Source organism: Asprobacillus argus, assembly GCF_032248395.1.
In the GTDB taxonomy this organism is placed as follows: Bacteria; Bacteroidota; Bacteroidia; order Flavobacteriales; family Flavobacteriaceae; genus Polaribacter; species Polaribacter argus.
In genome coordinates, this window is the sequence record NZ_JAVTTO010000001.1 from 49,238 (window position 1) to 76,234 (window position 26,997).

24 protein-coding genes are annotated in these 26,997 nt (G+C 36.2%); 11 read left to right on the forward strand and 13 right to left on the reverse strand.

Annotation, left to right across the window (positions count from 1 at the left end; genetic code table 11):
- Position 1: 1 nt before the first annotated feature.
- Both rsmH and mraZ read right to left on the reverse strand, forming a co-directional pair.
- Positions 2-898, reverse strand: coding sequence for a 16S rRNA (cytosine(1402)-N(4))-methyltransferase RsmH (rsmH, locus tag RQM59_RS00200; protein ID WP_349240039.1), 897 nt, complete (start codon positions 896-898; stop codon positions 2-4).
- On the reverse strand, positions 885-1,352 hold the full coding sequence (gene mraZ, locus RQM59_RS00205) for a division/cell wall cluster transcriptional repressor MraZ (RefSeq protein WP_349240040.1): 468 nt from the start codon (positions 1,350-1,352) through the stop codon (positions 885-887). The genes rsmH and mraZ overlap by 14 nt, the downstream gene beginning before the upstream one ends.
- A gap of 202 nt (positions 1,353-1,554) precedes the next feature.
- Between mraZ and RQM59_RS00210 the strand changes: the two genes are divergently transcribed.
- From RQM59_RS00210 to RQM59_RS00235, 6 genes are read left to right on the forward strand one after another with little or no spacing between them, the layout of a single operon-like run.
- Complete coding sequence (locus tag RQM59_RS00210) at positions 1,555-2,319, forward strand: alpha/beta fold hydrolase (RefSeq protein ID WP_349240041.1); 765 nt, start codon at positions 1,555-1,557, stop codon at positions 2,317-2,319.
- Positions 2,320-2,321: 2 nt separating this feature from the next.
- Positions 2,322-2,933 carry a ribosome biogenesis GTP-binding protein YihA/YsxC gene (yihA, locus tag RQM59_RS00215; protein WP_349240042.1) on the forward strand — a complete coding sequence of 204 codons (612 nt, stop codon included), beginning with the start codon at positions 2,322-2,324 and terminating at the stop codon, positions 2,931-2,933.
- Between the two features lie 3 nt (positions 2,934-2,936).
- A complete protein-coding gene (locus RQM59_RS00220) occupies positions 2,937-3,623 on the forward strand; it encodes an RluA family pseudouridine synthase (protein WP_349240043.1) in 687 nt (228 codons plus the stop codon).
- Positions 3,624-3,654: 31 nt separating this feature from the next.
- A complete protein-coding gene (locus RQM59_RS00225; RefSeq protein ID WP_349240044.1) occupies positions 3,655-4,692 on the forward strand; it encodes an alkane 1-monooxygenase in 1,038 nt (345 codons plus the stop codon).
- A 5-nt stretch (positions 4,693-4,697) separates the two neighbouring features.
- Positions 4,698-5,432: a nitroreductase family protein gene (locus RQM59_RS00230; protein ID WP_349240045.1), complete on the forward strand. Its 735-nt coding sequence runs from the start codon at positions 4,698-4,700 to the stop codon at positions 5,430-5,432.
- Positions 5,433-5,472: 40 nt separating this feature from the next.
- A complete protein-coding gene (locus RQM59_RS00235; protein ID WP_349240046.1) occupies positions 5,473-6,117 on the forward strand; it encodes a hypothetical protein in 645 nt (214 codons plus the stop codon).
- Here the strand turns inward: RQM59_RS00235 and RQM59_RS00240 are convergent.
- The gene (locus RQM59_RS00240; RefSeq protein ID WP_349240047.1) at positions 6,114-8,495 is read right to left on the reverse strand and encodes a penicillin acylase family protein; all 2,382 of its coding nucleotides are present in this window, start codon (positions 8,493-8,495) and stop codon (positions 6,114-6,116) included. The two genes, RQM59_RS00235 and RQM59_RS00240, sit on opposite strands and share 4 nt — an antisense overlap.
- 74 nt (positions 8,496-8,569) lie before the next feature.
- On the opposite strand from RQM59_RS00240, the gene RQM59_RS00245 reads away from it, so the two are divergent.
- The 4 genes from RQM59_RS00245 (at position 8,570) to RQM59_RS00260 (ending at position 14,338) form a co-directional block, all read left to right on the forward strand.
- A complete protein-coding gene (locus RQM59_RS00245) occupies positions 8,570-9,697 on the forward strand; it encodes a DegT/DnrJ/EryC1/StrS family aminotransferase (RefSeq protein WP_349240048.1) in 1,128 nt (375 codons plus the stop codon).
- Between the two features lie 3 nt (positions 9,698-9,700).
- The gene (gene galE / locus RQM59_RS00250) at positions 9,701-10,714 is read left to right on the forward strand and encodes a UDP-glucose 4-epimerase GalE (RefSeq protein ID WP_349240049.1); all 1,014 of its coding nucleotides are present in this window, start codon (positions 9,701-9,703) and stop codon (positions 10,712-10,714) included.
- 94 nt (positions 10,715-10,808) lie between these two features.
- On the forward strand, positions 10,809-11,414 hold the full coding sequence (locus tag RQM59_RS00255) for a hypothetical protein (protein ID WP_349240050.1): 606 nt from the start codon (positions 10,809-10,811) through the stop codon (positions 11,412-11,414).
- A 92-nt stretch (positions 11,415-11,506) separates the two neighbouring features.
- Positions 11,507-14,338 carry a M16 family metallopeptidase gene (locus RQM59_RS00260; protein WP_432208126.1) on the forward strand — a complete coding sequence of 944 codons (2,832 nt, stop codon included), beginning with the start codon at positions 11,507-11,509 and terminating at the stop codon, positions 14,336-14,338.
- A 57-nt stretch (positions 14,339-14,395) separates the two neighbouring features.
- Here RQM59_RS00260 and RQM59_RS00265 read toward each other — a convergent pair whose 3' ends face one another.
- The 3 genes from RQM59_RS00265 to RQM59_RS00275 all read right to left on the reverse strand — a co-directional run bounded on the left by RQM59_RS00265 (position 14,396) and on the right by RQM59_RS00275 (position 18,938).
- Positions 14,396-16,474, reverse strand: a complete 2,079-nt coding sequence (locus RQM59_RS00265; RefSeq protein ID WP_349240051.1) for an alpha-ketoacid dehydrogenase subunit alpha/beta — start codon at positions 16,472-16,474, stop codon at positions 14,396-14,398.
- A 125-nt stretch (positions 16,475-16,599) separates the two neighbouring features.
- Positions 16,600-17,667, reverse strand: coding sequence for a branched-chain amino acid aminotransferase (locus RQM59_RS00270; RefSeq protein WP_349240052.1), 1,068 nt, complete (start codon positions 17,665-17,667; stop codon positions 16,600-16,602).
- 2 nt (positions 17,668-17,669) lie between these two features.
- The gene (locus tag RQM59_RS00275) at positions 17,670-18,938 is read right to left on the reverse strand and encodes a dihydrolipoamide acetyltransferase family protein (protein WP_349240053.1); all 1,269 of its coding nucleotides are present in this window, start codon (positions 18,936-18,938) and stop codon (positions 17,670-17,672) included.
- Positions 18,939-19,114: 176 nt separating this feature from the next.
- Between RQM59_RS00275 and RQM59_RS00280 the strand changes: the two genes are divergently transcribed.
- A complete protein-coding gene (locus RQM59_RS00280) occupies positions 19,115-19,588 on the forward strand; it encodes an Lrp/AsnC family transcriptional regulator (protein ID WP_349240054.1) in 474 nt (157 codons plus the stop codon).
- Here RQM59_RS00280 and RQM59_RS00285 read toward each other — a convergent pair whose 3' ends face one another.
- Genes RQM59_RS00285 through RQM59_RS00315 form a run of 7 tightly spaced genes read right to left on the reverse strand, consistent with a single transcriptional unit; the run spans position 19,589 to position 26,997 of the window.
- Positions 19,589-20,185 carry an acyltransferase gene (locus RQM59_RS00285; protein ID WP_349240055.1) on the reverse strand — a complete coding sequence of 199 codons (597 nt, stop codon included), beginning with the start codon at positions 20,183-20,185 and terminating at the stop codon, positions 19,589-19,591. It abuts the gene before it with no gap.
- A complete protein-coding gene (locus RQM59_RS00290) occupies positions 20,185-20,937 on the reverse strand; it encodes an enoyl-CoA hydratase/isomerase family protein (protein ID WP_349240056.1) in 753 nt (250 codons plus the stop codon). The genes RQM59_RS00285 and RQM59_RS00290 overlap by 1 nt, the downstream gene beginning before the upstream one ends.
- Positions 20,938-20,940: 3 nt before the next feature.
- Positions 20,941-23,439, reverse strand: coding sequence for a phenylacetic acid degradation bifunctional protein PaaZ (gene paaZ / locus RQM59_RS00295; RefSeq protein ID WP_349240057.1), 2,499 nt, complete (start codon positions 23,437-23,439; stop codon positions 20,941-20,943).
- Between the two features lie 2 nt (positions 23,440-23,441).
- Positions 23,442-24,647 carry a 3-oxoadipyl-CoA thiolase gene (gene pcaF, locus RQM59_RS00300; protein ID WP_349240058.1) on the reverse strand — a complete coding sequence of 402 codons (1,206 nt, stop codon included), beginning with the start codon at positions 24,645-24,647 and terminating at the stop codon, positions 23,442-23,444.
- Position 24,648: 1 nt separating this feature from the next.
- Positions 24,649-25,056 carry a PaaI family thioesterase gene (locus RQM59_RS00305; RefSeq protein ID WP_349240059.1) on the reverse strand — a complete coding sequence of 136 codons (408 nt, stop codon included), beginning with the start codon at positions 25,054-25,056 and terminating at the stop codon, positions 24,649-24,651.
- Positions 25,057-26,211, reverse strand: coding sequence for a 3-hydroxyacyl-CoA dehydrogenase NAD-binding domain-containing protein (locus RQM59_RS00310; RefSeq protein WP_349240060.1), 1,155 nt, complete (start codon positions 26,209-26,211; stop codon positions 25,057-25,059).
- A complete protein-coding gene (locus RQM59_RS00315; RefSeq protein WP_349240061.1) occupies positions 26,212-26,997 on the reverse strand; it encodes an enoyl-CoA hydratase-related protein in 786 nt (261 codons plus the stop codon). It abuts the gene before it with no gap.

Here is a 26,997-nt window from a genome sequence, read left to right on the forward strand (position 1 = left end):
TTTATTTTAAAGTTGCAATTCTCAATTTAGCGCTGCGAGCCCGGTTGTTGACGTTAATTTCCTGGGGGGTAGGTACAATTAACTTTCCTACTTTCTTTAATGGTTCGTTTGTATTACCAAAAAAATCTTTTTCGGGCTCGCCGCTAAATAATCCTGTTCTAATAAACCTCTTTACCAATCTATCTTCTAAAGAATGATAGGAGATCACACTTATTCTTCCGTCTTCTTTTAACAACCCTGGAAGCTGCTTCAAGAATTCTTTCAATACTTCTAATTCTTCATTTACCTCAATCCTAATGGCTTGAAATATTTGCGCTAAAATCTTATGCTCTTTTGCCGCCGGCAAAAACCTTTTTAACACTTGCTTTAACTGAAAACTTGTTTCAATTTTCTGATGCGCCCTCTCTTCGACTATTGTTTTAGCTAGGCTTCGTGAGTTTCTTAACTCTCCATACAAAAACAGTACATCGGCTAACTTTTCCTCTGGGTATTCGTTAACCACCTCCTTTGCCGAAATTGTCGCCTTCTGATTCATCCTCATATCAAGATCCGCATCAAATCGCGTAGAAAAACCTCTTTCAGCTTCATCAAACTGATGGGAAGAAACACCTAAATCGGCTAATATCCCATCTACTTTTTTCACTCCGTGAAATTTCAAATACCTTGTAATGTATCGGAAGTTTTCCTGGATCAATGTGAATCGCTCATCATCAATACTATTCTCAAAAGCGTCAGGATCCTGATCAAATGCAAACAACTTACCTGACACTCCAAGTCGACTTAATATTTCTCTCGAGTGTCCTCCGCCTCCAAAAGTGACATCAACATACACTCCATCTTCTTTTATATCTAAAGCGTCTATGCTTTCATGCAGCAATACAGGGCTATGATAACTCATTGACATCTGTATTTCCCATTACCTCTTCCGCTAGTGAAGCAAAATCAGAAGCTGCATCATCAATCGCCTTCTCATATTTATCTTTATCCCAAATTTCGATGATATTTATTGCAGACGACAACACTATCTTCTTGCTAATTCCTGCAAACTCGCACAAGTTTTTTGGCACCAAAAGTCTACCCGTAGTATCCAACTCTACAATCTTCACTCCTGCAGTAAACCTTCTAATGAAATCATTGTTTTTCTTAACAAATCTGTTCAACCCATTTACCTTCTCCATCATCGCATTCCATTCTTTCATTGGGTACACCTCTAAACAAGGCTGAAAAACACTTCTCTTTATAACAAAACCTTCTTGCAGAACAGGAGACAACTGCTTTTTCAAGGCAGCAGACAGCATTAACCTTCCTTTGGCATCTGCTTTACATTCATATGTTCCCGTTAGGTGTATCAAGGCTTTGATTTTGTAATAAATTCAAATGTAGAAAATTTATACCACTTTTTCCCACATTTTACCACATTGTTAATAAAATTTAATAATAGTTTAATTTTAAAGCAAAAATTCACTCAAAAAGAGCAAAAAAACGGAATCATCTAAATCAACGTATTTGTCACAAAAAAAGCCTACATTTGCCTTTAAGTCAAACCAAAAAATAATGACTGAAAACGTAAAGACTGAGGGCAAATTTACATACGCAGAAGCAGGTGAAGGAAGGGCAATAATTGTATTGCACGGGCTGATGGGAGCATTAAGTAATTTTGACAAAACTTTTGAACACTTTTCGGGTCAAGGATACAAAGTTCTTATCCCTGAACTGCCTTTATACACAATGCCTTTACTAAAAACTAACGTTAAAAATCTCGCAAAATACCTGCATGATTTTATCGCTTTTAAAGGCCTTAAAGATGTGATACTTTTAGGGAATTCTTTAGGAGGTCATATTGGACTTTATTATACCAAACATTTTCCAGAAGACGTAGGTGCCTTGGTTTTAACAGGTAGCTCTGGCTTGTATGAAAAAGCAATGGGAGATAGTTACCCTAAAAGAGGGAATTACGAGTATATTGAGCAAAAAACAAAAGATGTTTTTTACGACCCAAAAATTGCTACTAGGGAATTAATTGATCAAGTATATAAAATTGTTAATAATCGAAATACTGTTATTAAAACATTAGCAATTGCCAAAAGTGCGATACGTCATAACATGGCTAATGATCTTCCTAACATGGATCAACCAACTTGCTTGATTTGGGGAAGGCAAGATAATGTTACCCCTCCAGAAGTTGCTGAAGATTTCCATAAGTTACTTCCTGATTCTGATCTATATTGGATTGATAAATGCGGCCATGCAGCCATGATGGAAACTCCAGAGGAGTTTAACAACTTGTTAGAAGATTGGCTTCGTAAAAGAAACTTATAGCCATGAAAATTAAATCTGCAGAATTTATAATGAGCAATAGTAATGTTACTAAAGCTCCAAAAGACAGGATTCCAGAATATGCTTTTATAGGACGTTCAAATGTTGGTAAATCTTCATTGATCAACATGCTAATGCAGCGTAAGGATTTGGCAAAAATTTCTGGAAAACCAGGAAAAACACAATTGATCAATCATTTTAAAATAAACGATACGTGGTTTTTAGTGGATTTACCTGGATATGGATACGCTCAAGTTTCAAAAAAAAAGAGAACCATTTTTCAACATTTTATTGAAAACTATTTTAAAGAAAGAGAACAATTAGTTTGCACTTTTGTTTTGATAGATTCAAGACATGATCCTCAAAAAATAGATTTAGAGTTCATGCGGTTTCTTGGTGAAAATCAAATTCCTTTTTGCATTGTTTTTACAAAAGCAGATAAATTAGGAAGCTCTAAATTAAATAAGCAAATTGTTTCTTATAAAAAGAAATTACTGAACACCTGGGAAACACTACCCAACTCTTTTGTTACTTCATCTTCTTCGGGGCTTGGCAGAGATGAATTTTTAAGTTTCATTGAAGAGGTAAATAAAGATGTCGCCGAAAATTTTAACTAACCCATGAGGTCAACAAAAGATTCTTTACAGGTTTTATTTGAAGACAATCACATTATTATTATCAATAAGAGAGCAGGTGACATTGTTCAAGGTGATAAAACTGGTGACACACCTTTAAGTGATATTGTCAAACAATACATTAAGGAGAAATATCAGAAACCAGGAGATGTTTTCTTAGGTGTTGTGCATCGGCTAGATAGGCCCACCAGCGGTATTGTTATGTTTGCCAGAACTTCCAAAGCTTTGGAAAGGTTAAACAAAATGCTACGAGAAAAGCAGATTCAAAAAACCTATTGGGCGGTGGTCAAGAATCTACCTAAAAAGGAGAACAATACTTTAGTCCACTTCTTAAAGAAGAATCCAAAGAATAATAAATCTACGGTATACACAAAAGAAACGGAAGGAAGCAAAAAAGCTTACCTACACTATAAAACTGTCAAAAAACTAGATAATTATTCTTTATTGGAAATCGATCTAGAAACGGGAAGACATCATCAAATCAGAGCTCAATTATCCTATATAGGAAGCCCAATTAAAGGTGATTTAAAATATGGGTTTGACAGAAGTAATAAAGATGGTAGCATCCACTTACATGCAAGAAGAATACAATTCATACACCCAGTAAAAAAAGATGAAGTTATTATTACTGCCCCTCCTTCAAAAGATGTAATCTGGCAAGCGTGTCTCTAGTTTTTCGTATATTGAGGCAAACAAAGATTTCATGAAAAGCCTTAAATATCTTTCTATTTTATTGCTACCCATAACTGTTTATGTTTCATTTACCAATACGGGTTGGATGACCTATATTCCTTTGATCGTTTTCTTTGGTTTTGTGCCTGCTCTTGAATTACTTTTCAAACCACGAAAAGAAAATTTCACCAAAGAACAAGAACAGCGGGAAAAGAAAAATAGAATGTATACAGGTATTCTATATCTTATGATTCCTGTACAGTTGGTTTTTCTTGGATACTTTTTTACCGTCATTCAAGAACCTGGGCTAGCACTATCGGGTATTATAGGTAGAGTTTCCGCCATGGGGTTAATGTGTGGTGTAATAGGAATTAATGTCGGACATGAATTAGGGCATAGAAACAATCGAGGTGATGAGTTTTTAGGAGAATTATTACTACTAACCTCATTAAACACGCATTTTTTACCATATCATAATGGAGGGCATCATTACAATGTAGCCACACCCAAGGATGCCGCTACCGCAAGAAAAAACGAACTATTATATGTTTTTTGGATTCGTTCTCATTTTACAAGCTACATGCAAGCCTGGCAACTGGAATATCGGCGTTTAACTTCGGATGGTAGATCTTGGCTCCATATTCAGAATCGAATGATCATTTATACATTGTGCAATCTAATAGTTTTGGGAGGAATTTATTATTTCTTTGGCTCTTTTGGCTTGCTGTGTTTCTTAGGAGCCGCTGTTTTCGGAATTCTGCTGTTAGAAACCGTAAACTATATAGAGCATTATGGCTTATTAAGAAATAAAAATGATCATGGTCGTTACGAAAAGGTAAAGAGAACACACTCATGGAATTCGGATCACATTATTGGTAAAATCATGTTGTTTAACTTATCTCGACATTCCGATCATCATTATAATGGAAGCAAGCATTACCAATTATTAAAATCATTACCAGAAAGTCCACAAATGCCAACTGGATATCCTGGAATGATGTTACTTTCTTTGTTTCCCCCTTTATGGTTTGGTCTAATGCATAAAAAACTACAAAAGCTAAATTCATAAGATATATGACTTCAGAAAAAACTGTTTCAGAAGCGATACAATACCGTCGCTCTGTAAGAATCTATGATCCAGAAAAAAGTATTGACTCAACTATTGTAAGAAAATGCATAGAACAGGCGTCATTAGCTCCAAATAGTAGTAACATGCAACTATGGGAATTCTATCATATTACTTCAAAGGAAGTAATTCAGAAAATTGCTCCGTATTGTTTTAATCAAAATGCTGCTAAAACAGCTCAAGAATTGGTTGTTTTTGTAACGAGAAAAGATTTGTGGAGAAAAAGAGCGAAAGCGAATTTAGGTATGATTGACACTCTTTTTCCTCCTCAACCAAAATCTAAACAAAGTAATAGGGAAAAAGTGAGTAGAAGATATTATGGCAAAATCGTCCCTTTTGCTTACAGTGATTTTCTAGGTATTTACGGCTGGTTTAAATATCTTATGATATTAATAGTAGGATTATTCAAACCTATATATAGAGAAGTTCGTGCAAGAGATATGCGAGTAGTGGTACATAAAACCTGCGCATTGGCGGCCGAAAACTTCATGATCAGCATGGCAGCTGTTGGTTACGACACTTGCCCGATGGAAGGTTCGGATACGTGGCGCGTAAAACGGCTTTTAGGGCTTCCTTTAGGTGCTAACATAAATATGATTGTCAGTTGTGGAATACGCAAGCCAGAAGGTGTATACGGAGACCGTTTTAGAATTCCATTTAAGGAGGTTTACAAAAGAGTATAAAAATAAATTGTATGTTTGTTTTACAACAAAAAACAAGACTATGAAAACTATCAATCTATTATTTTTTTTTACATTTTTCTTTGTTCAAGCCAACCTAATTGCTCAAAAAAATTTCGAAGGAATCATAAAATTCAAAGTTGAACTCAAGGATAAAACCGGAGAAGTGAGCGATCAACAAATGAAGGAATTTATAGGTGACGAGCAAATCTACTATTTAAAAAAAGATAAATATAAATCTGTTATGAATGGACTTCTTCGAGGTACTCTTTTTTATAATGGGAACGATACTGTATACACTAAAATGAATGGCACAGAAGCATTAATGTATAATTTAGTTACAACTAGCGAGGATGAGAAAGTCATATCATATGAGTTTAAGCATACAGAAGAAAAGGTTGCGGGATTCGAATGCAAATTAATGTTAGTAAAAACGAACAAGACAAATTATCAATATTACTATAGCGATAAAGTATCAATTAATCCCGAATACTATAAAAATCACCATATGAATTTATGGTCTTTTTTCATGACAAAAACAAATGGAGGAATTTCTCTTAAAGTAATTTCAGAATCAGAAGAGTTTAAAAGCACGATGATTGCTCAATCCGTAAAAAGAGAGGAAATAGATACGGTAATTTTCGAAAAGCCTAAGCACCTTCCTATCGTTAAAATGCCAAAGGATTAATTTTTAGGTATAAAAGACAGTATATTTTTAGATTTCTCAATTTCCTGCTGATTCAATAACATCTTTACAAATTCACCCTTGAGATATTTCTCAGCTTGATCATCATAATGTTTACTAAAAACATTCCCTGATTGTCCTGTTGGCAAAATACTAACACTATTCTCCACATCTGAAAAATCAACAATTCGACGCGTTGAAGGTCCGGCGTGTACTTTATAAAACCCTGAATCATTTAGTTTAAATAATTGATTATTTATTACTTCACTACCTCCATCCACCGCAAATGGGCCTACATTGAAGTATCCTCGCAAACTAGGAACTTGTCCTAAGGCATGTCCATGTTCTACAGATGCCACCTTACTCCATTGCCAATTATCAACAGATGCTCCCAGTTGATTTTCTAGAAATCCAACAGTATTCTTAAATGCCTTCTTTACAATATCTCCTTTTTCTTCTACATCTTCTGTAGTTATATCATCCCACCAAATAGAAGTTGTTTTAGCCGCTTGAGTTCCAATCATCTTTTTCATAAAAGCGGGCGTACTCATGAAATCTTCAAAACTATCTCCCATTTCATCCTTAAAAGTGCCTGCTAAAAATTCATATATAAATCTAGTATAAACGGTGGGAGCACTCATTTCTTTTTTATACGCCCCATCCCACTCAGTAATAATCGTCAACGCCTTCTTTTCATTTTCATTAAGGTCTTTCGGATCGAATGAATTCATTAAATTTTGAACATTTCTAGCTACTACAGGTGACGTTACATCAAAGATCATCTCTTCAACATCTTCTCGCGTCCAGTCATCTTTATTTTCTAATAGTTGTTGAATTCTATACCCTCTATCTTCTGGCAAGTAATACCCTGGATATAAAATTCCGGCTATCGTATCTGGCTGGTTGTTTGCCGAATACACATAGTTCCAACTCGGATTGATCGCTTGTGGGTTTTCCTCGAAGTCTAAATATTCTACTATTTCATCATCTCCACTAGCACCATCCAAAATGAGTTTTCTATTCAATGAATCGCGGTATTTGTATAATTTTCCAGAAGCAAACCAAGCAATATTATCCTTGGCATCGCCATACATTATATTTAAACCAGGTGCGTGCAACAGTTTAGCCCCTTCTTTAAACTCTGACAACGATTTTGCATGCGATAACTGATATGAAACATCGAGTATTTTATTATCTAGCTTCGTATAAATCCATTGCATCGCGAGAGGCCTTGGATCATCTATCCCTTTCATAACTGTATTCATAATGGGCCCATGCCTACTTACTTTAACTTGAAAAGTAGAGTCAGGTCGATCTTTAATCTTGATTGTTTTTTCCAGAATTCGATATTTTTCATATCCATCTTTAGTTTTATATTCATTTGAATTTTCTGGATTGTTCTGCTCAAAGTATAGATCTACATCATCATTTTCAAACATGGTCAATCCATAGGCATAATCTTTATTATGACCTAGTAGCGCAAACGGAGTTAGCGCCAAGTTAAAGCCGTAAATTTCGTAGTCTGGTGTTTTTATATGTGACTGATACCACACCGAAGGCTGCGAAAATCCGATATGCGGATCATTTGCAAAAAGCACTCTCCCACTCTTAGTTTTATTAGCCCCTATTACCCAGGAATTACTACCTATAAAAGGAGATACTGGCAGACTCTCATATATATGATTCATAGCTCTTGCCACCCCACCTAGCATTTCTGGATTCTTTTCATTACGAAGAATCGCAGTATTCTTATGAATCGGAATTCCTAATTCAGCCAAATACGCTGTTCCCAACTTCTCCTTGATTCCTGTCAAAAAAGGATCCGTTTTATGAGCCATGGCAAAACTGAATGACATATACCCAAAAACATTATACACATCCCTAATCGTAAATTTTTGTTTTTCTACCCCCACCAATGTATATTCCAGAGGTGTTCTCCCTTCTTCAATAAATTGGTTGATTCCTTCTAAATAAGCCATCGTGTACTTATAAGCTTCAGAATTCGTATCTAATGCTGCAATTACTTTATCTGTATTTTCTTCAATTCCTAAACCAGAGAAAAAAACATCAGTTTCAATTAATTTCACTCCAAAAATCTCCGATAATCTTCCAGGTGCAATTCTTCGGATTAGTTCCATTTGCCATAATCTATCTTGCGCATGAACATATCCCAATGCAGTGTATGCATCTTTCTGATTTTGCGCATTAATATGAGGCACTCCAGAATCATCATAATAGACCGTTACTTTCTCCGATATATTATCTAATACAACCTCGCCATCATAGACTGGATAAAAAGTTCTTGCATACAACCATATAGATACTGATACTATTACTATTAAAACAATAACTATTTTTAAGATTTTTTTTAAGATTTTCATCCTGATAAGTTTGATTTTTCTCAAAGATAATAGATTTAAATCGTATTTTTGACGTGCTTAAAATTTACACTTTTATGAAAAAAATTCAGATGGTAGACCTACCAGGTCAATACGCTAAAATTAAAGATACTGTAAACACTTCTATTGATGAAGTATTAAACTCAGCAGCTTTTATTAATGGCCCTTATGTTAAGGAGTTTCAAAAAGATTTAGAAGAATACTTAAACGTAAAGCATGTTATTCCATGTGCAAATGGTACTGATGCTTTACAGATTGCCATGATGGGCTTAGGATTAGAACAAGGAGATGAAGTAATTACAGTTGACTTTACTTTCGCTGCAACGGTAGAAGTGATAGGTTTGTTAAAGTTAACTCCTGTTTTAGTAGATGTTGACTCAAGTACATTTAATATGGATATTGAGGCCTTGAAAAAAGCAATTACTCCTAAAACAAAAGCCATTGTTCCGGTGCATTTATTTGGGCAATGTGCGAATATGGAAGCAATCATGGAAGTAGCAAATGAACACAATTTATTTGTTATTGAAGATAATGCCCAAGCTATTGGAGCGGATTACACATTTTCAAACGGACAAACTCAAAAGGCAGGAACTATTGGACATGTAGGAACAACTTCCTTTTTCCCTTCAAAGAATTTGGGATGTTATGGCGATGGAGGTGCAATCTTTACTAACGATGATGATCTTGCTCATATCCTAAGAGGAGTTGTAAATCATGGAATGTACAAACGCTACTATCATGATGTAATTGGAGTGAATTCTAGATTAGATAGCATTCAAGCTGCTGTATTAAAAGCAAAACTTCCACATTTAGATGCATATTGTGACGCCAGAAGAAAAGCAGCTGCTTATTATTCAAATGCTTTTATGGAAAGTTCAAATATTACTGTTCCAGCAATAAGTGTTTTTTCAACACATGTTTTCCATCAGTATACGTTAAAAATCAACAATGGTAAAAGAAATGAGTTGCACAAGCATTTGTTAGATAAAGGAATTCCAAACGCTATTTATTACCCAGTACCATTGCACAGCCAGGAAGCGTATAAAGATACTCGCTATAATGAAGATGATTTTAAAGTAACCAATCAACTTATTGATACGGTTATATCTTTACCAATGCATACGGAGCTGGAGGAAGAACAGCTAGCTTTCATTACCAAAACAGTGCTGGATTTCGTGGGATAATTTATGAAAACAATACTTGTCACAGGCGGTCTAGGTTTTATTGGTTCTCACACGGTTGTTGAGCTTCAAAACTCTGGTTACAATGTAATTATTATAGACAACCTTTCAAATTCTTCTATAGAAGTATTAGACAATATTACATCAATTACTGGTACTCAACCTGATTTTCACAACATTGATCTTAGGATTAAAACTGATGTTTCCAATTTTTTTATGAATCGTCAAATTGATGGTATTATTCATTTTGCCGCCTTTAAGGCCGTTGGAGAAAGTGTCCAGAAACCATTAGCCTATTATGAAAATAATATTGGAAGCCTAGTATACCTCTTGCAAGTGGCAAATAGACACAAATTACCCAATTTCATATTTAGCTCTTCGTGTACCGTTTATGGTCAAGCTGACCTATTACCTATTACCGAAAATGCTCCGATAAAACCAGCAGAATCTCCTTATGGAAATACGAAACAAATAGGCGAGGAAATTATTCAAGAAAGTTGTATGACGAATGAGCTAAGAGCTATTGCATTACGCTATTTTAATCCAATTGGGGCACATGAGAGTGCTAAAATTGGAGAACTTCCTTTAGGAGTTCCGCAAAACTTGACCCCTTTTATTACACAGGCAGCTGCAGGAATTAGGGAGGAATTATCTGTATTTGGCGATGATTACCCTACCGAAGATGGAACAGCTGTAAGAGATTATATTCACGTAGTAGATTTAGCAAAAGCGCATATTGCAGCTTTGGAAAGGCTGTTAAACAACAAGAACAAGGCAAATTTTGAAGTTTTTAATGTTGGGACAGGTAAAGGAAGTTCTGTTCTTGAAGTTATTCATGCTTTTGAAAAAGTTTCTGGAACAAAATTGAATTACAAAATTGTTGAGCGTAGAGAAGGAGATATCACTGCTGCATATGCAGATACTTCTTTAGCAAATAAAGAACTTGGTTGGATGGCCGAAAAAACCTTAGAAGAAGCACTATCATCTGCATGGAAATGGCAACAAAAAACAATGAAGTAATTTTTCTTACTCAAGGCAAAAACTTCTTTAACAAATCGTTAATACTAAATTTTATCTTTTTGTTTTAATTTAAGGGCTAACTAACTCAACTATCATGAAAAAAGTAGTCCTGTCTATTATTCTTGTATGTGCCTTTTTAATGAGCTGTACAAAAAAAGAAAAATCTATTTACAGTAGTAATCTTACAAATTACGAATCTAACAAGGAATACCCTTACGGAAAAGCAAACGAAAAATCCCTTAAAGAAATTAAAACCTTTGATCAGTTAATTGGCCTATGCAACTGTAAAAGTCTTCAATACGATAGCAATGGAAACCCTGGAGACACGGTAGCATTAAAATGGAGATGGAAATACATTTTAAACGGCAACGGAGTTCAAGATGATGGATGGTATGGAAATGACACCATTGAATCAGCTTTTACCAGCATTAGGATTCTCAATCCACAAACTAAGAAGTGGCAAGTTCCCTTTTTTACACCGAACATGACAAGGGCACCAAATATTTGGATAGGTGGAAAAGAAAAGGAAAATATCGTTTTAAAAAGACCTTATACCGTTCAAGATAGCATTCAAGTGGTTAGCACGCTTACTTTTTCGAATATCTCAAATAAAGGCTTTAACTGGGAGGGAAAATCATTTTTTCCTCAACGTAATAGTTCTAATGTCTTTTGGAAAATATGGTGTAAAAAAGAAGAATAGCTTTTTAGGGAAGCTCTTTGTCACTTCTTTAACAATCTCTTAGGATTTTACTCGTTCTGATTTTAGTACATTCACAAACCAAAACTAAAACCATGACCAAAAAACTCATACTAACCCTTATGGTTATCAGCTTTATAGCTTGTAATCAAAAAAAAGAAAACACCCCAGAGCTTTCCATTAATTATGAAAAAATTACGCTTGATAATGGGCTGGATGTTATTTTTCATGTGGATAAATCTGATCCTGTTGTAGCCGTAGAATTAATGGCACATGTCGGATCAGCAAGAGAAATAGAAGGAAGAACAGGTTTTGCTCATTTATTTGAGCATCTGTTATTCTTGGAATCCGAAAACCTTGGGAAAGGCGGACTCGATAAAATGAGTGCACGTATAGGAGGATCCGGAGCCAACGGTTCTACTTCTAGGGATCGTACCAACTATTTACAAACTATTCCTAAGGATGCTCTCGAGAAGATGATCTGGGCAGAAGCTGATAAATTAGGTTGGTTTATTAATACCGTGACTAATCCTGTATTGGCTAAAGAAAAGCAAGTAGTAAAAAATGAAAAAAGACAAAGTGTGGATAATAGACCTTACGGACATAGACAATATGTGATCGGAAAGAATCTTTATCCTAAAGATCATCCTTATAATTGGCAAGTAATCGGATCTTTAGAAGATCTGCAAAATGCGACCCTGGATGATGTAAAAAACTTCTTTAAGAAGTGGTACGTTCCTAATAATTCGACGTTAGTACTTTCTGGTGACATCGATGTAGAACAAGCTAAAAAATGGGTACACAAATACTTTGATGAAATTCCTCGTGGAGAAGAAATTGCTCCTATTGAAAAAAGAGCAGGTATTGTAAAAGAAACCAAACATTTATACTACGAAGATAATTTCGCTCGTTTGCCTGAACTAACACTTTCTTGGCCTGCAGTAGAACAATATCATAAAGATTCTTACGCATTAGATATATTAACAGAATACTTATCAGACGGAAAAAGAGCACCATTAAACAAAGTACTTGTTGACGATTTGAAACTAACATCGTCCACAACAATGTTTAATTTCACTTCTGAATTGGCAGGACAAATTCAATTGATTGTTAGAGCTTTCAACAATACAAAATTAGACAAAGTTAAAAACGGAATTGATCTTGCTTTTACCGATTTTGAAAAGAACGGAATTCCTCAAAAAGACTTGGACAGAATCAAAGCTGGTCAAGAGACCGCTTTCTACCGTAGTTTATCTAGCGTACTTGGAAAAGGAACAAGATTAGCTTCATATAACACATATACGAACAATCCAGGTTTCGTAACGCAAGATATCAAGAATACATTATCTGTGACCAGAGAAGATGTGATGAACGTCTACAATAAATACATTAAAGGGAAAAACTTTATTGCGACGAGTTTTGTTCCCAGAAACGGAAAAGATTTAGCTTTGGCAAATTCTACTGAAGCAGTCGTAGCAGAAGAAAAGATAGTAATTGGTGCTGAAGAAAATTTCGATGCTTCAATTACTGCTACGTATAAAAAAACGCCATCTACTTTTGATCGTTCGACTGAGCCTCCGTACGGAAATGCTCCAGAAGTAAAAGTGCCAGAAGTATGGGAAAGTTCTTTAGAAAATGGATTAAAAGTATATGGAATTCAAAACGCCGAAGTTCCTTTAGTTCAATTCAATTTGGTGATTGACGGGGGTCAACTTTTAGAGAGCATGGATAAGTTAGGAGTTGCCAATTTAACTGCTGACCTTATGGAAAGAGGCACCAAAAATAAAACGGTAAGTGAATTAGAGGATGCCATGGCACAGCTAGGAGCATCGATCAATATTTTTGCCAATAAAGAGAATATTAGAATTACAGGTACCACGCTGGCAAAAAACTATAACGCAACGCTAACTTTAGCACAAGAAATGTTATTAGAGCCTCGTTGGGATGCTGTAGAGTTTGAATTACTTAAGAAGAGAGCAGTTGATAATTTAAGGCAACAAGAGGCAAGTCCAAGATCTGTAGCTGCAAATGCTTATAACGAACTGATTTATGGAAAAGACAATATTCGCTCTAAAAATGTATTAGGAACTATCACTTCTGTAGATAGCATCACTTTAGATGATTTGAAGTCTTACTACACAAATTACATCTCACCTTCTGTAACTAAAATGCATGTAGTGGGAGACATCAGTCAACAAGATGTGATCAACTCTCTAAAAGACATGGAAACTAAATGGGCTGCAAAAGAGGTAACGATTCCTTCATTTAAAACGCCAGACGCTCCCGAGAAGTCAACGGTATATTTTTATGATATTCCAAATGCAAAGCAATCTCAATTACGATTTGGATCACCAGCTTTAGCATATAGCGATGCTGATTATTATCCTGCAACAGTCATGAACTATATTTTAGGTGGTGGTGGATTTGCTTCTCAATTGACACAACAGTTACGTGAAGGAAAAGGGTATACTTATGGTATTGGATCATTCTTTTCAGGAACAAAGGATAAGGGTGCATTTACAATCTCAAGTGGAGTTCGTAGTAATGTGACATTAGAAGCTTCTCAGTTAGTTAAACAGATCTTAGAAAATTATGGTAAAGGTTATAATGAAAAAGATTTAGCAACTACTAAAGGGTTCTTAATTAAAAGTAATGCCAGAGCGTTTGAAACTATGAGAGCTAAACTTCGTATGCTGGAAAATATCAGCACTTACAACCTTCCCACTGACTATGTAAACGGGAGAGAAAAAATTGTTAATGATATGACTATTGATAGAATTCAAGAATTATCAGGAAAATATTTAAATCCTAACAAAATGATTTGGTTAGTGGTAGGTGATGCGAAAACACAGTTAAAGAGAATGGAAAAATTAGGGTTTGGAAAGCCTGTACTATTAAATGAAACAGAAATTCCAATCAAAGATTAATTAGATGAACATAAAAAAAGCCCGCTCAAATGAGCAGGCTTTTTTTATTTATCTTATTCAATAATCGAGTGATTCAATAATCTTAGCTTTTACTTTTTCAGTAGACGGGATCATTGTTTGCTCCAATGTACTATTTAGTGGAATAGCCGGCATGTTTTCACTTCCAATGGTCATTACCGGAGCGTCTAAATACGCAAAACACACCTCTTGTATTTTCCCAGAAAGGGCTCTAGCGAAACCTGTTGAAGATGGCTCTTCAGTCACCACTAAACATTTCCCATTCTTCTTTACAGATTTTAGAATCGTTTCTTCATCTAGAGGATACAGTGTTCGTAAATCTATTACTTCAATGGTGTCTTTCATTCCTAATTCTGCACTGGCATTCATGGCCCAGTGTACTCCCATTCCATAGGTAACTATCGTTAATGTTTCCTCATCTTCTTGTTTCCATATTTCCTGCAATACCCATGCTTTTCCAAATGGCAATATATAATCTTCCGAAGGCTCGATAGAAGTCGCTCCTTTAGTACCTGGAACTTTACTCCAATACAATCCTTTATGTTCTAAGATCACAACTGGATTTGGATCATAGTAAGCAGCTTTTAAAAGCCCTTTAAGATCTGCTCCATTACTTGGATATGCTATCTTAATTCCTCTAATATTTGTTAAAACACTTTCTACGGATGATGAGTGATACGGTCCACCACTACCATACGCGCCAATGGGTACACGCAGTATCATACTTACAGGCCATTTTCCGTTGGATAAATAGCAACTCCTACTTACTTCCGTAAATAATTGATTTAACCCTGGCCAAATATAATCTGCAAATTGAACCTCCACAATGGGTTTTAATCCAACAGCACTCATTCCCACAGTAGAACCTACAATAAAGGCCTCCTGGATAGGAGTATTGAAAACACGATCATCGCCAAACTTCTGAGCCAAAGTAGCAGCTTCTCTAAATACGCCTCCTAGCCTTCCTCCAACATCTTGTCCATACAACAAGCATTCCTTATGTTTTTTCATTAATTCTTCCACCGCAAACAAGGCGCAATCTACCATGACCACTTTATCACTTCCATCTGGGGATCGCTCCCCTACTTCCTCAGTAATTGGAGTCGGAACAAAATCATGTGTAAATAGGTCCTCTGGCGTTGGATCTTCCGCCTGTAGCGCTTTTTCGAAATCAGCTTGAACTTTTGTCTTTGCTGCTTTTTCAATAGCTATCACCTCCTCTTTTGAAACACCATTGTCTAACAGTTGTTGTTTTAATACTGGATATGGATCTCTAGACCGCGCTTCTTCCAAATCATCACGATACCATTCCATACGAACTCCAGATGTATGATGATTCAATAATGGTACTTTAGCATGCACTAAAAAAGGTCTACGTTCTTTTCGAATCGTTTCTATAACGCGTTCAATGGTCTCATAACTCTCTATAAAATTAGCTCCGTCTATAGAAATTGCTTCTAACCCATGAAAACCCTGAGCATATTCAAAAGCATTTTGAGCTCTTGTCTCTTCTGCATTTGCTGATATATCCCAACCATTGTCCTGTACTAAATATAAAATGGGCATCTGCTTTAAAGCTGCCATTTGAAACGCTTCGGCGATTTCCCCTTCCGTCACAGATGCATCTCCTAATGAACAAACAGTAATCGGATTGAGACCTCTCGACTCCGCTCGAGGTGACATCTTTGCTGCTGCATCTTCAATGTTTTGTAGTTCTCTATATTGCATTCCCATCGCTACTCCAGTTGCGGGAATGGCTTGCATACCTGTCGCTGATGATTGATGTGGGATTTTAGGCTTATCATCATCTTTCAAACTAGGATGACAATAATAGGTTCTTCCTCCTGAAAACGGATCTTCCTTTTTCGCCAATAATTGTAACATAACATCATATGGCTCTAGTCCGAATGATAATAACATGGCATCATCTCGATAATATGGAAAAGCATAATCTTGCGGTAATAATTGCATTCCTAAAGCGGTTTGCACCGCTTCATGTCCTCTTGAGGTGGCATGCACATATTTAGAAACCAATTTAAAATTATCCTCGTATAATTCAGCCATTGCTTTAGCTGTGCAAAGATTTGAAAATCCTTTTTTAAGTATTTTTTTTTCCATATTTATTTTCCGAGAAAGCCGAAATTTGTTTTTTGTCATTGCGAGATTTTATTTAAAATCGTGGCAATCTTTTCTTTTAAGTAGATTACTTCGTCGTTTTTCAACTCCTCGTAATGACGGCGTTATTAAACCAATTCTTTTTCTATCTTAATCATCCAATTAAAAACATCTTCCGTTTTCCCTGTTTTAATGGCATTCAACGTATCATTTACATCTAACCCTACTGGGCTTTTATCAGATACATGTATCGTTTTATCGTCTATACCTATTTCCTGAATGTATGCAATTCCCACCGCTGTTCCTGTTCCGAAAGCTTCTTCTAATATTCCATTGTTAGAAGCTTTTTCTATCTCATCAATGGTGATGGGGCGTTCAATTACCTCATATCCTTTATGACGTAATATATCAATTACACTCATTCTTGTAATTCCATCTAAAATCGCTCCCTTTCTTTCTGGAGTTATAAACTTCCCGTCAATCTTAAAGAAGATATTCATCGTTCCTACTTCCTGTATATACTTATGTTCAACAGCATCTAGCCACAGCACTTGGTCATAGCCTTTTGACTTAGCTATTTCCGTAGGGCGAATTGCAGCAGCATAATTTCCAGCTGCTTTTGCTTCTCCAGTTCCACCAGCCATAGCTCTGATATATTTAGTTTCAGCATATAGTTTGATTCGTTTTGTAAAAAAAGGGCCAGCAGGAGATGCCATGATAATAAACTTGTAATTGTTTGCGGCTCTCATTCCGATAAAAGGCTCATCAGCATACATAAACGGCCTTAGATACAATGCACTTCCATCTTGTGGTGGAATCCAGTTCCGTTCTAATGCTACCAATTGTTTTAATCCTTCTACAAATAGGTCTTCGGGAAAGCTCGGCATCCCCATTCTATCTGCACTAAAATTTAACCTCGTTGCATTCTTATCTGCTCGGAACAGCATTGGATTACCATGGGTATCTACAGTTGCCTTCATTCCTTCAAAAATAGCCTGTCCATAGTGCAATGCCATTGCAGCTGGATGTGTAGGTATTAGTTCTAATGGCACTATCCTAGGAGTATCCCATGCTCCATTAGCATAATCACAAATGAACATGTGATCCGTAAACGCAGTACCTAATGGAATATGATCGAAATCTAAATCCTCAACTTTTGATTTTGCAACTTTCTGAATTTCTATAGTATATGACATGTTTATATAGTTCTTTTTGTATCGAATTGTTCTAAATAATCTGCAACACGGCGTAAAAAGCTTCCGCCTAAATATCCATCCACCACTCTATGATCAAATGAAAGTGATAAATACATCATACTTCTGATAGCAATTTCATCTCCCTCAGGAGTTTCTAATACTTCAGCTCGTTTCTTTATAATTCCTAACGCCAAGATCGCTACCTCGGGTTGATTGATAATAGGAGTTCCCATAACACTTCCGAAGGTTCCTACATTGGATATAGTGAATGTACTTCCTTGAATATCATCTGCTTGTAATTTGTTCTCTCTAGCTTTACCTGCCAAGACATTTACATCTTTTGCCAGCTCTACTAAATCTTTAGTATCTGCTTGCTTAACTACAGGAACAATAAGGTTTCCACTTGGTAGTGCGGTTGCCATTCCAATATTGATACTTTCTTTAACAATAATGTTTTCTCCATCAACAGAAACGTTGATCATAGGAAAGTCTTTGACCGCTTTTGCAACAGCTTCTACAAATAAAGGTGTGAATGTTAACCTTTCATTATGACTATCCTGAAAAGCAATCTTGTTTGCATTTCTCCAGGCCACCATATCGGTTAGATCTGCTTCTACATAGGCAGTAACATGCGGCGACGTATGTTTTGAGTACACCATATGATCCGCGATCATTTGACGCATTCTATCCATTTTCACAATTTTGCCCGTTCCTTTATCCAGATTCAACTGAGGAATTCTATATGCGGTAGGATCAGGTTCCGCTGAAGGTTGTACAAATTGGAAAGGTCTTCCATCATCAATATATTGAAACAAATCACTTTTTCTAAGTCTACCATCTTTTCCTGTAGCTGGAATTCTAGCTAGCTCTTCAAAACTAATATGCCGTTCTTTTGCTATCGAAATAATTAAAGGTGAAAAAAACGTGTTGTTATTTTGACGTGCAGTCACTGATTTTTTTACAGAAGCTTTCTTTTTCTTTTGAATAGGTACTTTCTCTTCCGTTTCTTTTTTTGGAGATGAACTCACTGTACCATCCGTTTCAATGATCGCTATAATAGCGCCAACTTCAACCACAGCGTTCGGCTCAAAACGAATCTCTTTAATAACTCCAGAAACGGTGGATGGTATTTCAGAATCAACCTTATCAGTAGCTACTTCCAGAAGCATTTCATCTTCATCTATAGGGTCGCCTACAGATTTGAACCAAGTTATAATAGCTGCTTCACTTATACTCTCGCCTAAACGAGGCATTTTCAGTTCAAATTCCATAAATAGTGTTGATTTTTACAAGGAATAAAATTACAAATTATATCTCATAAATCGTTTTAAAACGTTTTGAAACCTCTTTATATATGTTTTTATTCTAAAAAATAAACATTTAATGTATTTTTATTCTTTTAATGACATATATTTATAGTTTAAAATAATATTTTCACCATTTACTCATGAAATTAGACAATCTAGATATTGAAATCATGCGAATCCTACAACGTGATTCTGATCGTACTATTAAAAGTATTGCCGAAGAAATGGGACTTTCTACCACTCCTATTTTTGAAAGAATAAAGAAGTTAAAAAAAGAAGGTTATATATCTAATTATGTAGCTAGACTAGACTACAAGAAATTGGGGTTAAAACAAGTCGTGTTTGTGGGTATTACGTTACAGGGTCATACTCGAAGTTACCTTGAGAAGTTTGTAAAAGAAATTCAAGGTTTTCCTGAGGTTATTGAATGTCATCGAGTTAGTGGGAATTTCGATTACTTATTGAAATTAGTAGTGGAAGATATTGAAGCTTATGAAAAATTCATCATCACAAAATTAACGTTACTTCCTTACCTAGGAAATGTACAAAGTTTAATTACACTTTCTACATCAAAAGAAACCAATGAAATTGATTTGGAGAAACTACTCGCTTAATCATTTCTTAAACTGTTCTCTTAGCGTCTTATATACCGCTTCTTGTCCTGGTCTATCCTTGGGAACTTCTCTCAAGGGCACTACTTCTCTTAAACTATCATGACAATCTTTCGGTAACTGCTGATACAATTGAGTCCCTTTCGTCTTCCACGCGATCATTTCATCACTGACTTCTTTGATCACTTTGGCCGGATTTCCAACCACCAAACTTCTTTTTGGAATCTTGGTTTCTGCTTTTACAAAAGCCATTGCACCGATAATGCTCTCGTCTCCGATTTCTGCATCATCCATAATCACAGTGTTCATTCCGACTAATACATTTCTTCCAATATTAGCGCCGTGAATAATAGCTCCATGGCCTATATGAGCACTTTCCTTTAACGTTATCGATTTTCCAGGGAACATATGCACCGTACAGTTCTCCTGCACATTTACACCATCTTCCAGAATAATTTGACCCCAATCACCGCGAATTGCAGCTCCAGGACCGATGTAACAATACTTTCCTATAATTACATTTCCAGTTACTGCTGCTAGTGGATGCACAAAACTGGATTCGTGTACAACGGGTATATATCCTTGGAAAGAATAAATCATTACTTAAAGCCTTTCAATTTTTCCTTAGTGAAATCAGACAACACCAATCTCCCACTAGTTGCTGCACGTTCCGCTAACAAAGTATCCCAATCATCAGTTCCTTTCCAGAATACTTTTTTCATTTCTTTCATCGCTTCTGTGTTATATGTGCATAAATGCTCAGCAGTCTTTTTAACAGCTTCGTCTAGTTCTTCCGTACTTTCATAAACATGAGTAAACAATCCTTTTTGTTTTGCCCATTCTGCCGTATAAAATGTATTCGCATCAATAGCAATTTGAGACATGCCACTTAAGCCCATTTTTCGTTCAATTGCAGGTCCAACCACAAAAGGTCCGATTCCAATATTTAACTCGCTCAACTTGATAGCCGCAAACTTTGTTGCCATACAATAATCTGTAGAAGCTGCTAGACCAACACCTCCTCCAACAGTTTTTCCTTGTATTCTACCAATGATAAACTTTGGGCATTTACGCATGGCGTTAATCACATTTGCAAATCCAGAGAAAAATACTTTCCCTGTTGCTTCATCATTAATATGAATCAATTCTTTAAAACTCGCTCCTGCACAAAAAGTTCGTTGTCCTCCACTCTTTAAAACGATAACTTTTATCTCATCGTTTTTTCCTGCATCGGTAATTGCTTGCGCTAATTCTGCCAATATATTTCCTGGCAACGAGTTATGAGCTGGGTGAAAAAATTCAATATAAGCTACTTCGTTTTCTATGGTCTGTTTTACGTATGGTTGTGTCATCTTTTATAATAATCCAAATTGTTCAAAATGGTGATTCAAATGTTTTCGCTCCATTAAATACCATTCATATTTATTTAAGTCTCCAAATACTGCATTTTTCAGAGTAGCACTAGGGTTTTCCTTGAAATATTCTAAGTATTCTGAGCGGGCTTCTAAAAATTGCTGTTTAGCTTCATCAAGGTTTTCATGTTTCAATTTTTCAATTTCCGATTCCTTTGCTAAAGGAAAATCGTATCCTCGCGGCATTTTTTCATAGTTATACAAAGTCGCATGTACTTTCTCTAAGATCTTTTCTGGAGTCGTAACCCCAAAATCTTGAATTTCTCCTGAAGCAATTCTATAGGTATACTCCACATGTTCTAGCATATGCTGTGCTGTCATGGATCCCCATTCAGGTTTTGTATCTTCAGTAAGTTTATTCAAACATTCTTTAATCTTTGATTCGGTCATTTCTACGAATGTTTCTTGTTTCTTTTGTACCATTGTTAAAATAGTAGCAATAGCCACTAATTCATCTTCAGCATCGAATACCTCCACAAACCATTTTACGATTCCACTTGGATGCTCTGCATTTGCAACATCTCTGTCTACCTTTTGCTTACATGTTAAACGCACATATACCGTGTCATTATGATACAAAGGGCGTAAGAATCTGCACTCTTCTAACCCGTAATTTGCTGAAACAGGTCCTTTATTCGGATATACGAACAAGCCTGCAGCGGCTGAAATAATGAAATACCCATGAGCTGTTCTTTTTTCGAAAATACTTCCGTCCAAAGAAGTAATATCCGTATGCGCATAAAAATGATCCCAGGTTAAGTTGGCAAAATTGATAATATCTGTATCGGTAAATGTTCTTTTATGTGTCTTTAACGACATCCCTGGCTGAATATCTTCCCAATGATATTTAAACGGATGTTGTGCCGCTTCCTTGTACTTAGCATTAGGCTGGTATATTCCTGTAATCTCGGTTAACGTAGTAGGAGAACCTTGAATAGCCGTTCGTTGCAAGTAGTGCTTCACTCCACGCATTCCCCCCATTTCTTCTCCACCTCCAGCTCTACCTGGACCACCGTGTACTAACGTCGGTAAAGGAGAACCGTGACCTGTACTTTCTTTTGCACTATCTCTATTTATCACCAAAATTCGTCCATGATGACTGGCAGCATTTACTACATAATCTTTAGCAATCTTATCATCATTTGTCGCAATGGAAGATACGAGAGAACCTTTACCCATTTGAGCTAAGGTAATTGCTTCATTTAAGTTTTTATAGGGCATAATGGTACTTACTGGACCAAAAGCTTCACGCTCATGAATAGCGGTATTTTTAAAAGGGTTATCTGCTCTTAACAAGATTGGACTAATAAAAGCGCCTTTTTTAGCATCCGCTCCAACCGTCTCTATTTTATCCAGACTTCCATATACTATCTCCGCTTCTTTAGCAATATCTTGTACGGAATTTCGAACTGCTTCTACTTGTTGTTTACTAATTAATGATCCCATTCGTACTTCTTTCAATCTTGGATCTCCGATAGTAACTTTATCCAAAGCTTTTCCTAAAGAGATTTGCACATCTTCTACCAAGTTTTCAGGTACAATGATACGTCGAATTGCAGTACACTTCTGTCCTGCTTTTACGGTCATTTCTTTTCGAACCTCTTTAATAAAAAGGTCAAATTCTGGTGTTCCTGGTACAGCATCTTCTCCCAAGATAGATGCATTTAGCGAATCCGCTTCCATAGTAAATGGCACGGCTTCTTGGATGATTCTTGGGTGCGCTTTTAATATACGCCCTGTGGCCGCTGATCCTGTAAAGGTCACTACATCTTGAGATTCTACGGTATCCAGAATATTTCTTACGGTTCCATTAATAATTTGCAAAGCTCCTTCTGGTAAAATTCCAGAATCAACAATTACTCTAGCCACAGCCTCCGCTAAATAAGAGGACGATGGTGCAGGCAAAACCACAGCTGGAACTCCTGCCATCCAGTTAACAGCACATTTTTCTAACATTCCCCAAACAGGAAAATTAAACGCGTTAATGTGTACGGCAACTCCTTTTTTAGGAACCATAATATGATGTGCCATGAAACGACCTCCACGAGATAAATCGATAGGATCTCCTTCTACATGATAGGATTGATTTGGAAATAATTTTCTCAAGGATGCATTGGCAAATAGGTTTCCAAAACCTCCCTCAATATCAATCCAACTATCTACTTTGGTTGCTCCTGTTCTATAACTTAATTCGTAAAATTCATTTTTACGTTTCGTTAAATACAAGGCTAATTTCTTTAACATGTTTCCACGTTCTTGGAATGTCATTTTTCGAAGTACTTCTCCTCCTTTGGTTCTTCCATATTGAAGAATTTCTGGAATATCTAATCCCTCAATAGCAACGTTAGAGACTATTTCTCCAGTAATTGCATCATAAATAGGCGTTCCTTCTTCTTTACCTTCTAACCATTGCCCTGTAACGTAGTGTTGTATTTTTTTCATGACTAAACTCTTTCTATAATTGCTGCATATCCTTGTCCAACTCCAATACACATCGTAACCAATGCATACCTCTTTTGTTGCTCATGTAATTCTAAAGCTGCAGAATAAGCAATTCTTGCTCCTGTAACTCCCAAAGGGTGTCCTATAGCAATAGAGCCTCCATTTGGATTTAATCTTGCATCATCATCTGCCAACCCCCAAGCTCTTGTACATGCCAATGCTTGTGCAGCAAATGCCTCATTCAACTCAATAATATCTATATCATCCATGGTTAAACCAGCTTTTTCTAATGCTTTATTAGAAGCTTGAACAGGTCCAATCCCCATAATTTTTGGTTCCACTCCAACCACAGCAGAGCTTACAATTCTAGCCATGGGTTTCAAATTATATTTCTTAATTGCCTCTTCAGATGCAATAATCGTTGCTGCCGCTCCATCGTTTAATCCCGAGGAATTTCCAGCAGTAACACTTCCGCCTTCTTTCTTGAAAGCAGGACGTAACTTTGCTAAAATTTCTTTTGATGTTGTTGGTTTTACAAACTCATCTTTTGAAAATTGAATAGGATCTTTTTTACGTTGTGGAATCTCCACTGTGACAATCTCCTTTGCCAACCTTCCATTTTCTTGTGCTTTAGAAGCTTTCATTTGACTCCAATATGCAAAAGCATCTTGATCTTCTCTAGAAATATTATATTTCTCTACTAGATTCTCAGCGGTATTTCCCATTCCATCTGTCCCATACATCTTATGCATTTTCGGATTGATAAAACGCCATCCAAAACTTGAATCGTACATTTTAGAATCGTTTCCAAAAGCGCTTGAAGGTTTTGCGATTACATATGGACCTCTGGTCATGTTTTCAACACCTCCAGAAATAAAAATATCTCCATCACCTGCCTTGATCGCTCTGTTCGCATGAATGATTGCCGACAATCCAGAACTACATAAACGATTCACGGTTTCTCCAGGAACTGTAAATGGCAACCCAGCTAATAATGATGACATTCTAGCAACATTCCGATTATCTTCTCCTGCTTGATTAGCACATCCCATGATTACATCGTCATATGCCGCTTTCGGAATATTGGGGTTTCGCTTAACAATTTCTTCAATAACAAGCGCACCTAAATCGTCAGTACGAACGGCTGATAAAGTTCCTTTATAACTTCCAATTGGAGTTCTTATTCCATCTATGATATATGCTTCCATATTATTCTTCCCAGTTCTTTTGTGTTCTATATACTACGCCTTTGAATAAGGCTACTAATTCATTTCCTCTTTTGACTTCAATAATGTTGAAGCCTAGTTTATTATTTACTTTTTCAATAATCGATTCTGCTACTAGGACATCTCCTTCGTTCAAGGCCTCAATATGATTGATCGATGTTTCAATTGATACTGCAAACTTGCCATGTGTATTTGCTGCAAACCCAAACGCTGTATCTGCCAATGAATAACTAATTCCACCATGAGCTTTGTCCATACTATTCAGCATTTCCTTGCGAATCGTCATTCCGACCTTACACCGTCCGATTTCGCATTCTAAAATTTCGATTCCCAGCCACTGGCTAAAGGCATCTTGACTTAGCATTTTATATGGGATTTGTTCTCCTTTCATTTAAAAGAACCTTTTGTTTTCTCTATTCATTTTCCTTAAAAGTGGACTACAACGGTATCTGTCTTCGTGATATTCATTATACAAACCATCTAATGTGTTTACACACCAATCGATGCCTTTTTCATCTGCCCAAGCCAACAATCCCTTTGGGTAATTCACCCCTTTAGTCATTGCATTGTCAATATCTTCTGCAGAAGCAATATTTAAAAACAACGCATCTGCTGCCTCATTAATTAGCATAACCAATACTCTATCGAAAATTTGTTTTGCTAAATCTTTATCTTCTGTTGGAGCAACTTTTACAGCTCCTTCCGAATAGTCATAGTATCCTTTTCCTGATTTTCTTCCTAAATAACCCGCTTCAGAAAAACGTTTCTGAGTAAATGCTGGCTTGTATCTTGGATCAAAATAAAATGCTGTAAAAACAGTTTCTGTTACGGTATAATTAACATCATTTCCAATGAAGTCCATCAACTCAAAAGGTCCCATCCTAAAACCTCCTAATGTTTTTAAACTCCAATCAATAGTCGCAAAATCGGCCAACCCTTCTTCATAAATTCGCAATGACTCTCCATAAAATGGTCTTGCTACTCGATTTACGATAAACCCAGGTGTATCTTTAGCTACGGCAACAACCTTTTTCCAATTGGTAATAGTTTCTACTGACTTATCTAAAACTTCTTTTGATGTTTGTATTGCAGGAATTACCTCAACCAATTTCATTAGCGGTGCTGGGTTAAAAAAATGAATTCCAACACATCGCTCTGGTTTTTCTAAAGAAGATGCAATGGATGCAATGGATAAACTAGATGTGTTTGATGCAATGATGCAATCATCCGCCACATAGCTTTCCAATTTTGAAAAAACTTTTTGCTTGATGTCTAAATTTTCAATGATCGCCTCTATAGTGAGGTTTGAATCATGTAAATCTTCTAAGTTACTTACGTAAGAGATATTCCCTTGGATTCTTGACTTCTCATCTGCATCTATCCGTCCTTTTTCAATCAATCTGGATAATATCTTTTCTAAAGATGCTTTACTTTTATCTAAAGCATTCTGATGTGTATCGTAGAGTTTTACTTTACAACCTGAAGTCGCTGCAACTTGTGCAATTCCACTTCCCATGGTTCCTGAACCAATAATTCCGACGTTCATTTATTGTCCTTTAAAGTTTGGTTTTCTTTTTTCTATAAAAGCGGCAACTCCTTCTGCGTAGTCTTCACTTTGTGCAGCTTCTATTTGATATTTCGATTCCATTGCTAATTGCTCTTCTAATGTGTTTGTCATTGAAGAATTGAATAATTCTTTGATCATCCCTAGTGCTTTCGTTGGCATATTCGCCAACTTGATCGCCAACTTTTCAATTGTTCCTTCAAACTCTTCTGATGAAACATACTTATAGATCATTCCCAGTCGTTCTGCTTCTTCTGCACTTATTTTATCTCCTAACATAGCTAATGCCGATGCTTTCTGAAATCCAATTAATCTTGGTAAGAAATAGGTTCCTGCACTATCTGGTATAAGACCGATTAAGCTAAAAGCCTGAATAAAACTAGCTCTTTCATTTGCTACCACAATATCACACGCCAACGCAATATTTGCACCTGCTCCAGCGGCCACCCCATTTATCGCTCCTATCACTGGTTTTTTTAAATTTCGTATTCTTAAAATGATCGGATTATAGTGCTCCTCTAATATTTTCTTAAATCCTGGATTTAACTCAGGAGACGTAACCTCTTTCAGGTCTTGTCCGGCACAAAATGCTTTTCCATTTCCAGTTAATACAATAGCCCTCACACTGTCATCGGCTTCACACGTGTCAAATGTTTTCTGCAAAGCCAGAGCCATTTCTCGATTAAAGCTATTGAACACTTCTGGTCTATTCAGTGCAATTTGCGCTACACCGTTTTCAATTTTTAAAAGAATTGAATTATTACTCAT

Coding starts and splice junctions, on each gene's coding strand:
- RQM59_RS00245 (WP_349240048.1), top strand. CDS start 8,570: ATGAAAAAAATTCAGATGGTAGACCTACCAGGTCAATACGCTAAAATT.
- RQM59_RS00230 (WP_349240045.1), top strand. CDS start 4,698: ATGACTTCAGAAAAAACTGTTTCAGAAGCGATACAATACCGTCGCTCT.
- RQM59_RS00220 (WP_349240043.1), top strand. CDS start 2,937: ATGAGGTCAACAAAAGATTCTTTACAGGTTTTATTTGAAGACAATCAC.
- pcaF (WP_349240058.1), bottom strand. CDS start 24,647: ATGGAAGCATATATCATAGATGGAATAAGAACTCCAATTGGAAGTTAT.
- RQM59_RS00280 (WP_349240054.1), top strand. CDS start 19,115: ATGAAATTAGACAATCTAGATATTGAAATCATGCGAATCCTACAACGT.
- yihA (WP_349240042.1), top strand. CDS start 2,322: ATGAAAATTAAATCTGCAGAATTTATAATGAGCAATAGTAATGTTACT.
- RQM59_RS00265 (WP_349240051.1), bottom strand. CDS start 16,474: ATGGAAAAAAAAATACTTAAAAAAGGATTTTCAAATCTTTGCACAGCT.
- RQM59_RS00240 (WP_349240047.1), bottom strand. CDS start 8,495: ATGAAAATCTTAAAAAAAATCTTAAAAATAGTTATTGTTTTAATAGTA.
- galE (WP_349240049.1), top strand. CDS start 9,701: ATGAAAACAATACTTGTCACAGGCGGTCTAGGTTTTATTGGTTCTCAC.
- paaZ (WP_349240057.1), bottom strand. CDS start 23,439: ATGAAAAAAATACAACACTACGTTACAGGGCAATGGTTAGAAGGTAAA.
- RQM59_RS00310 (WP_349240060.1), bottom strand. CDS start 26,211: ATGAACGTCGGAATTATTGGTTCAGGAACCATGGGAAGTGGAATTGCA.
- rsmH (WP_349240039.1), bottom strand. CDS start 898: ATGAGTTATCATAGCCCTGTATTGCTGCATGAAAGCATAGACGCTTTA.
- RQM59_RS00290 (WP_349240056.1), bottom strand. CDS start 20,937: ATGACACAACCATACGTAAAACAGACCATAGAAAACGAAGTAGCTTAT.
- RQM59_RS00315 (WP_349240061.1), bottom strand. CDS start 26,997: ATGAGTAATAATTCAATTCTTTTAAAAATTGAAAACGGTGTAGCGCAA.
- RQM59_RS00260 (WP_432208126.1), top strand. CDS start 11,507: ATGACCAAAAAACTCATACTAACCCTTATGGTTATCAGCTTTATAGCT.
- RQM59_RS00210 (WP_349240041.1), top strand. CDS start 1,555: ATGACTGAAAACGTAAAGACTGAGGGCAAATTTACATACGCAGAAGCA.
- RQM59_RS00285 (WP_349240055.1), bottom strand. CDS start 20,185: ATGATTTATTCTTTCCAAGGATATATACCCGTTGTACACGAATCCAGT.
- RQM59_RS00275 (WP_349240053.1), bottom strand. CDS start 18,938: ATGGAATTTGAACTGAAAATGCCTCGTTTAGGCGAGAGTATAAGTGAA.
- RQM59_RS00235 (WP_349240046.1), top strand. CDS start 5,473: ATGAAAACTATCAATCTATTATTTTTTTTTACATTTTTCTTTGTTCAA.
- RQM59_RS00270 (WP_349240052.1), bottom strand. CDS start 17,667: ATGTCATATACTATAGAAATTCAGAAAGTTGCAAAATCAAAAGTTGAG.
- RQM59_RS00305 (WP_349240059.1), bottom strand. CDS start 25,056: ATGAAAGGAGAACAAATCCCATATAAAATGCTAAGTCAAGATGCCTTT.
- RQM59_RS00225 (WP_349240044.1), top strand. CDS start 3,655: ATGAAAAGCCTTAAATATCTTTCTATTTTATTGCTACCCATAACTGTT.
- RQM59_RS00255 (WP_349240050.1), top strand. CDS start 10,809: ATGAAAAAAGTAGTCCTGTCTATTATTCTTGTATGTGCCTTTTTAATG.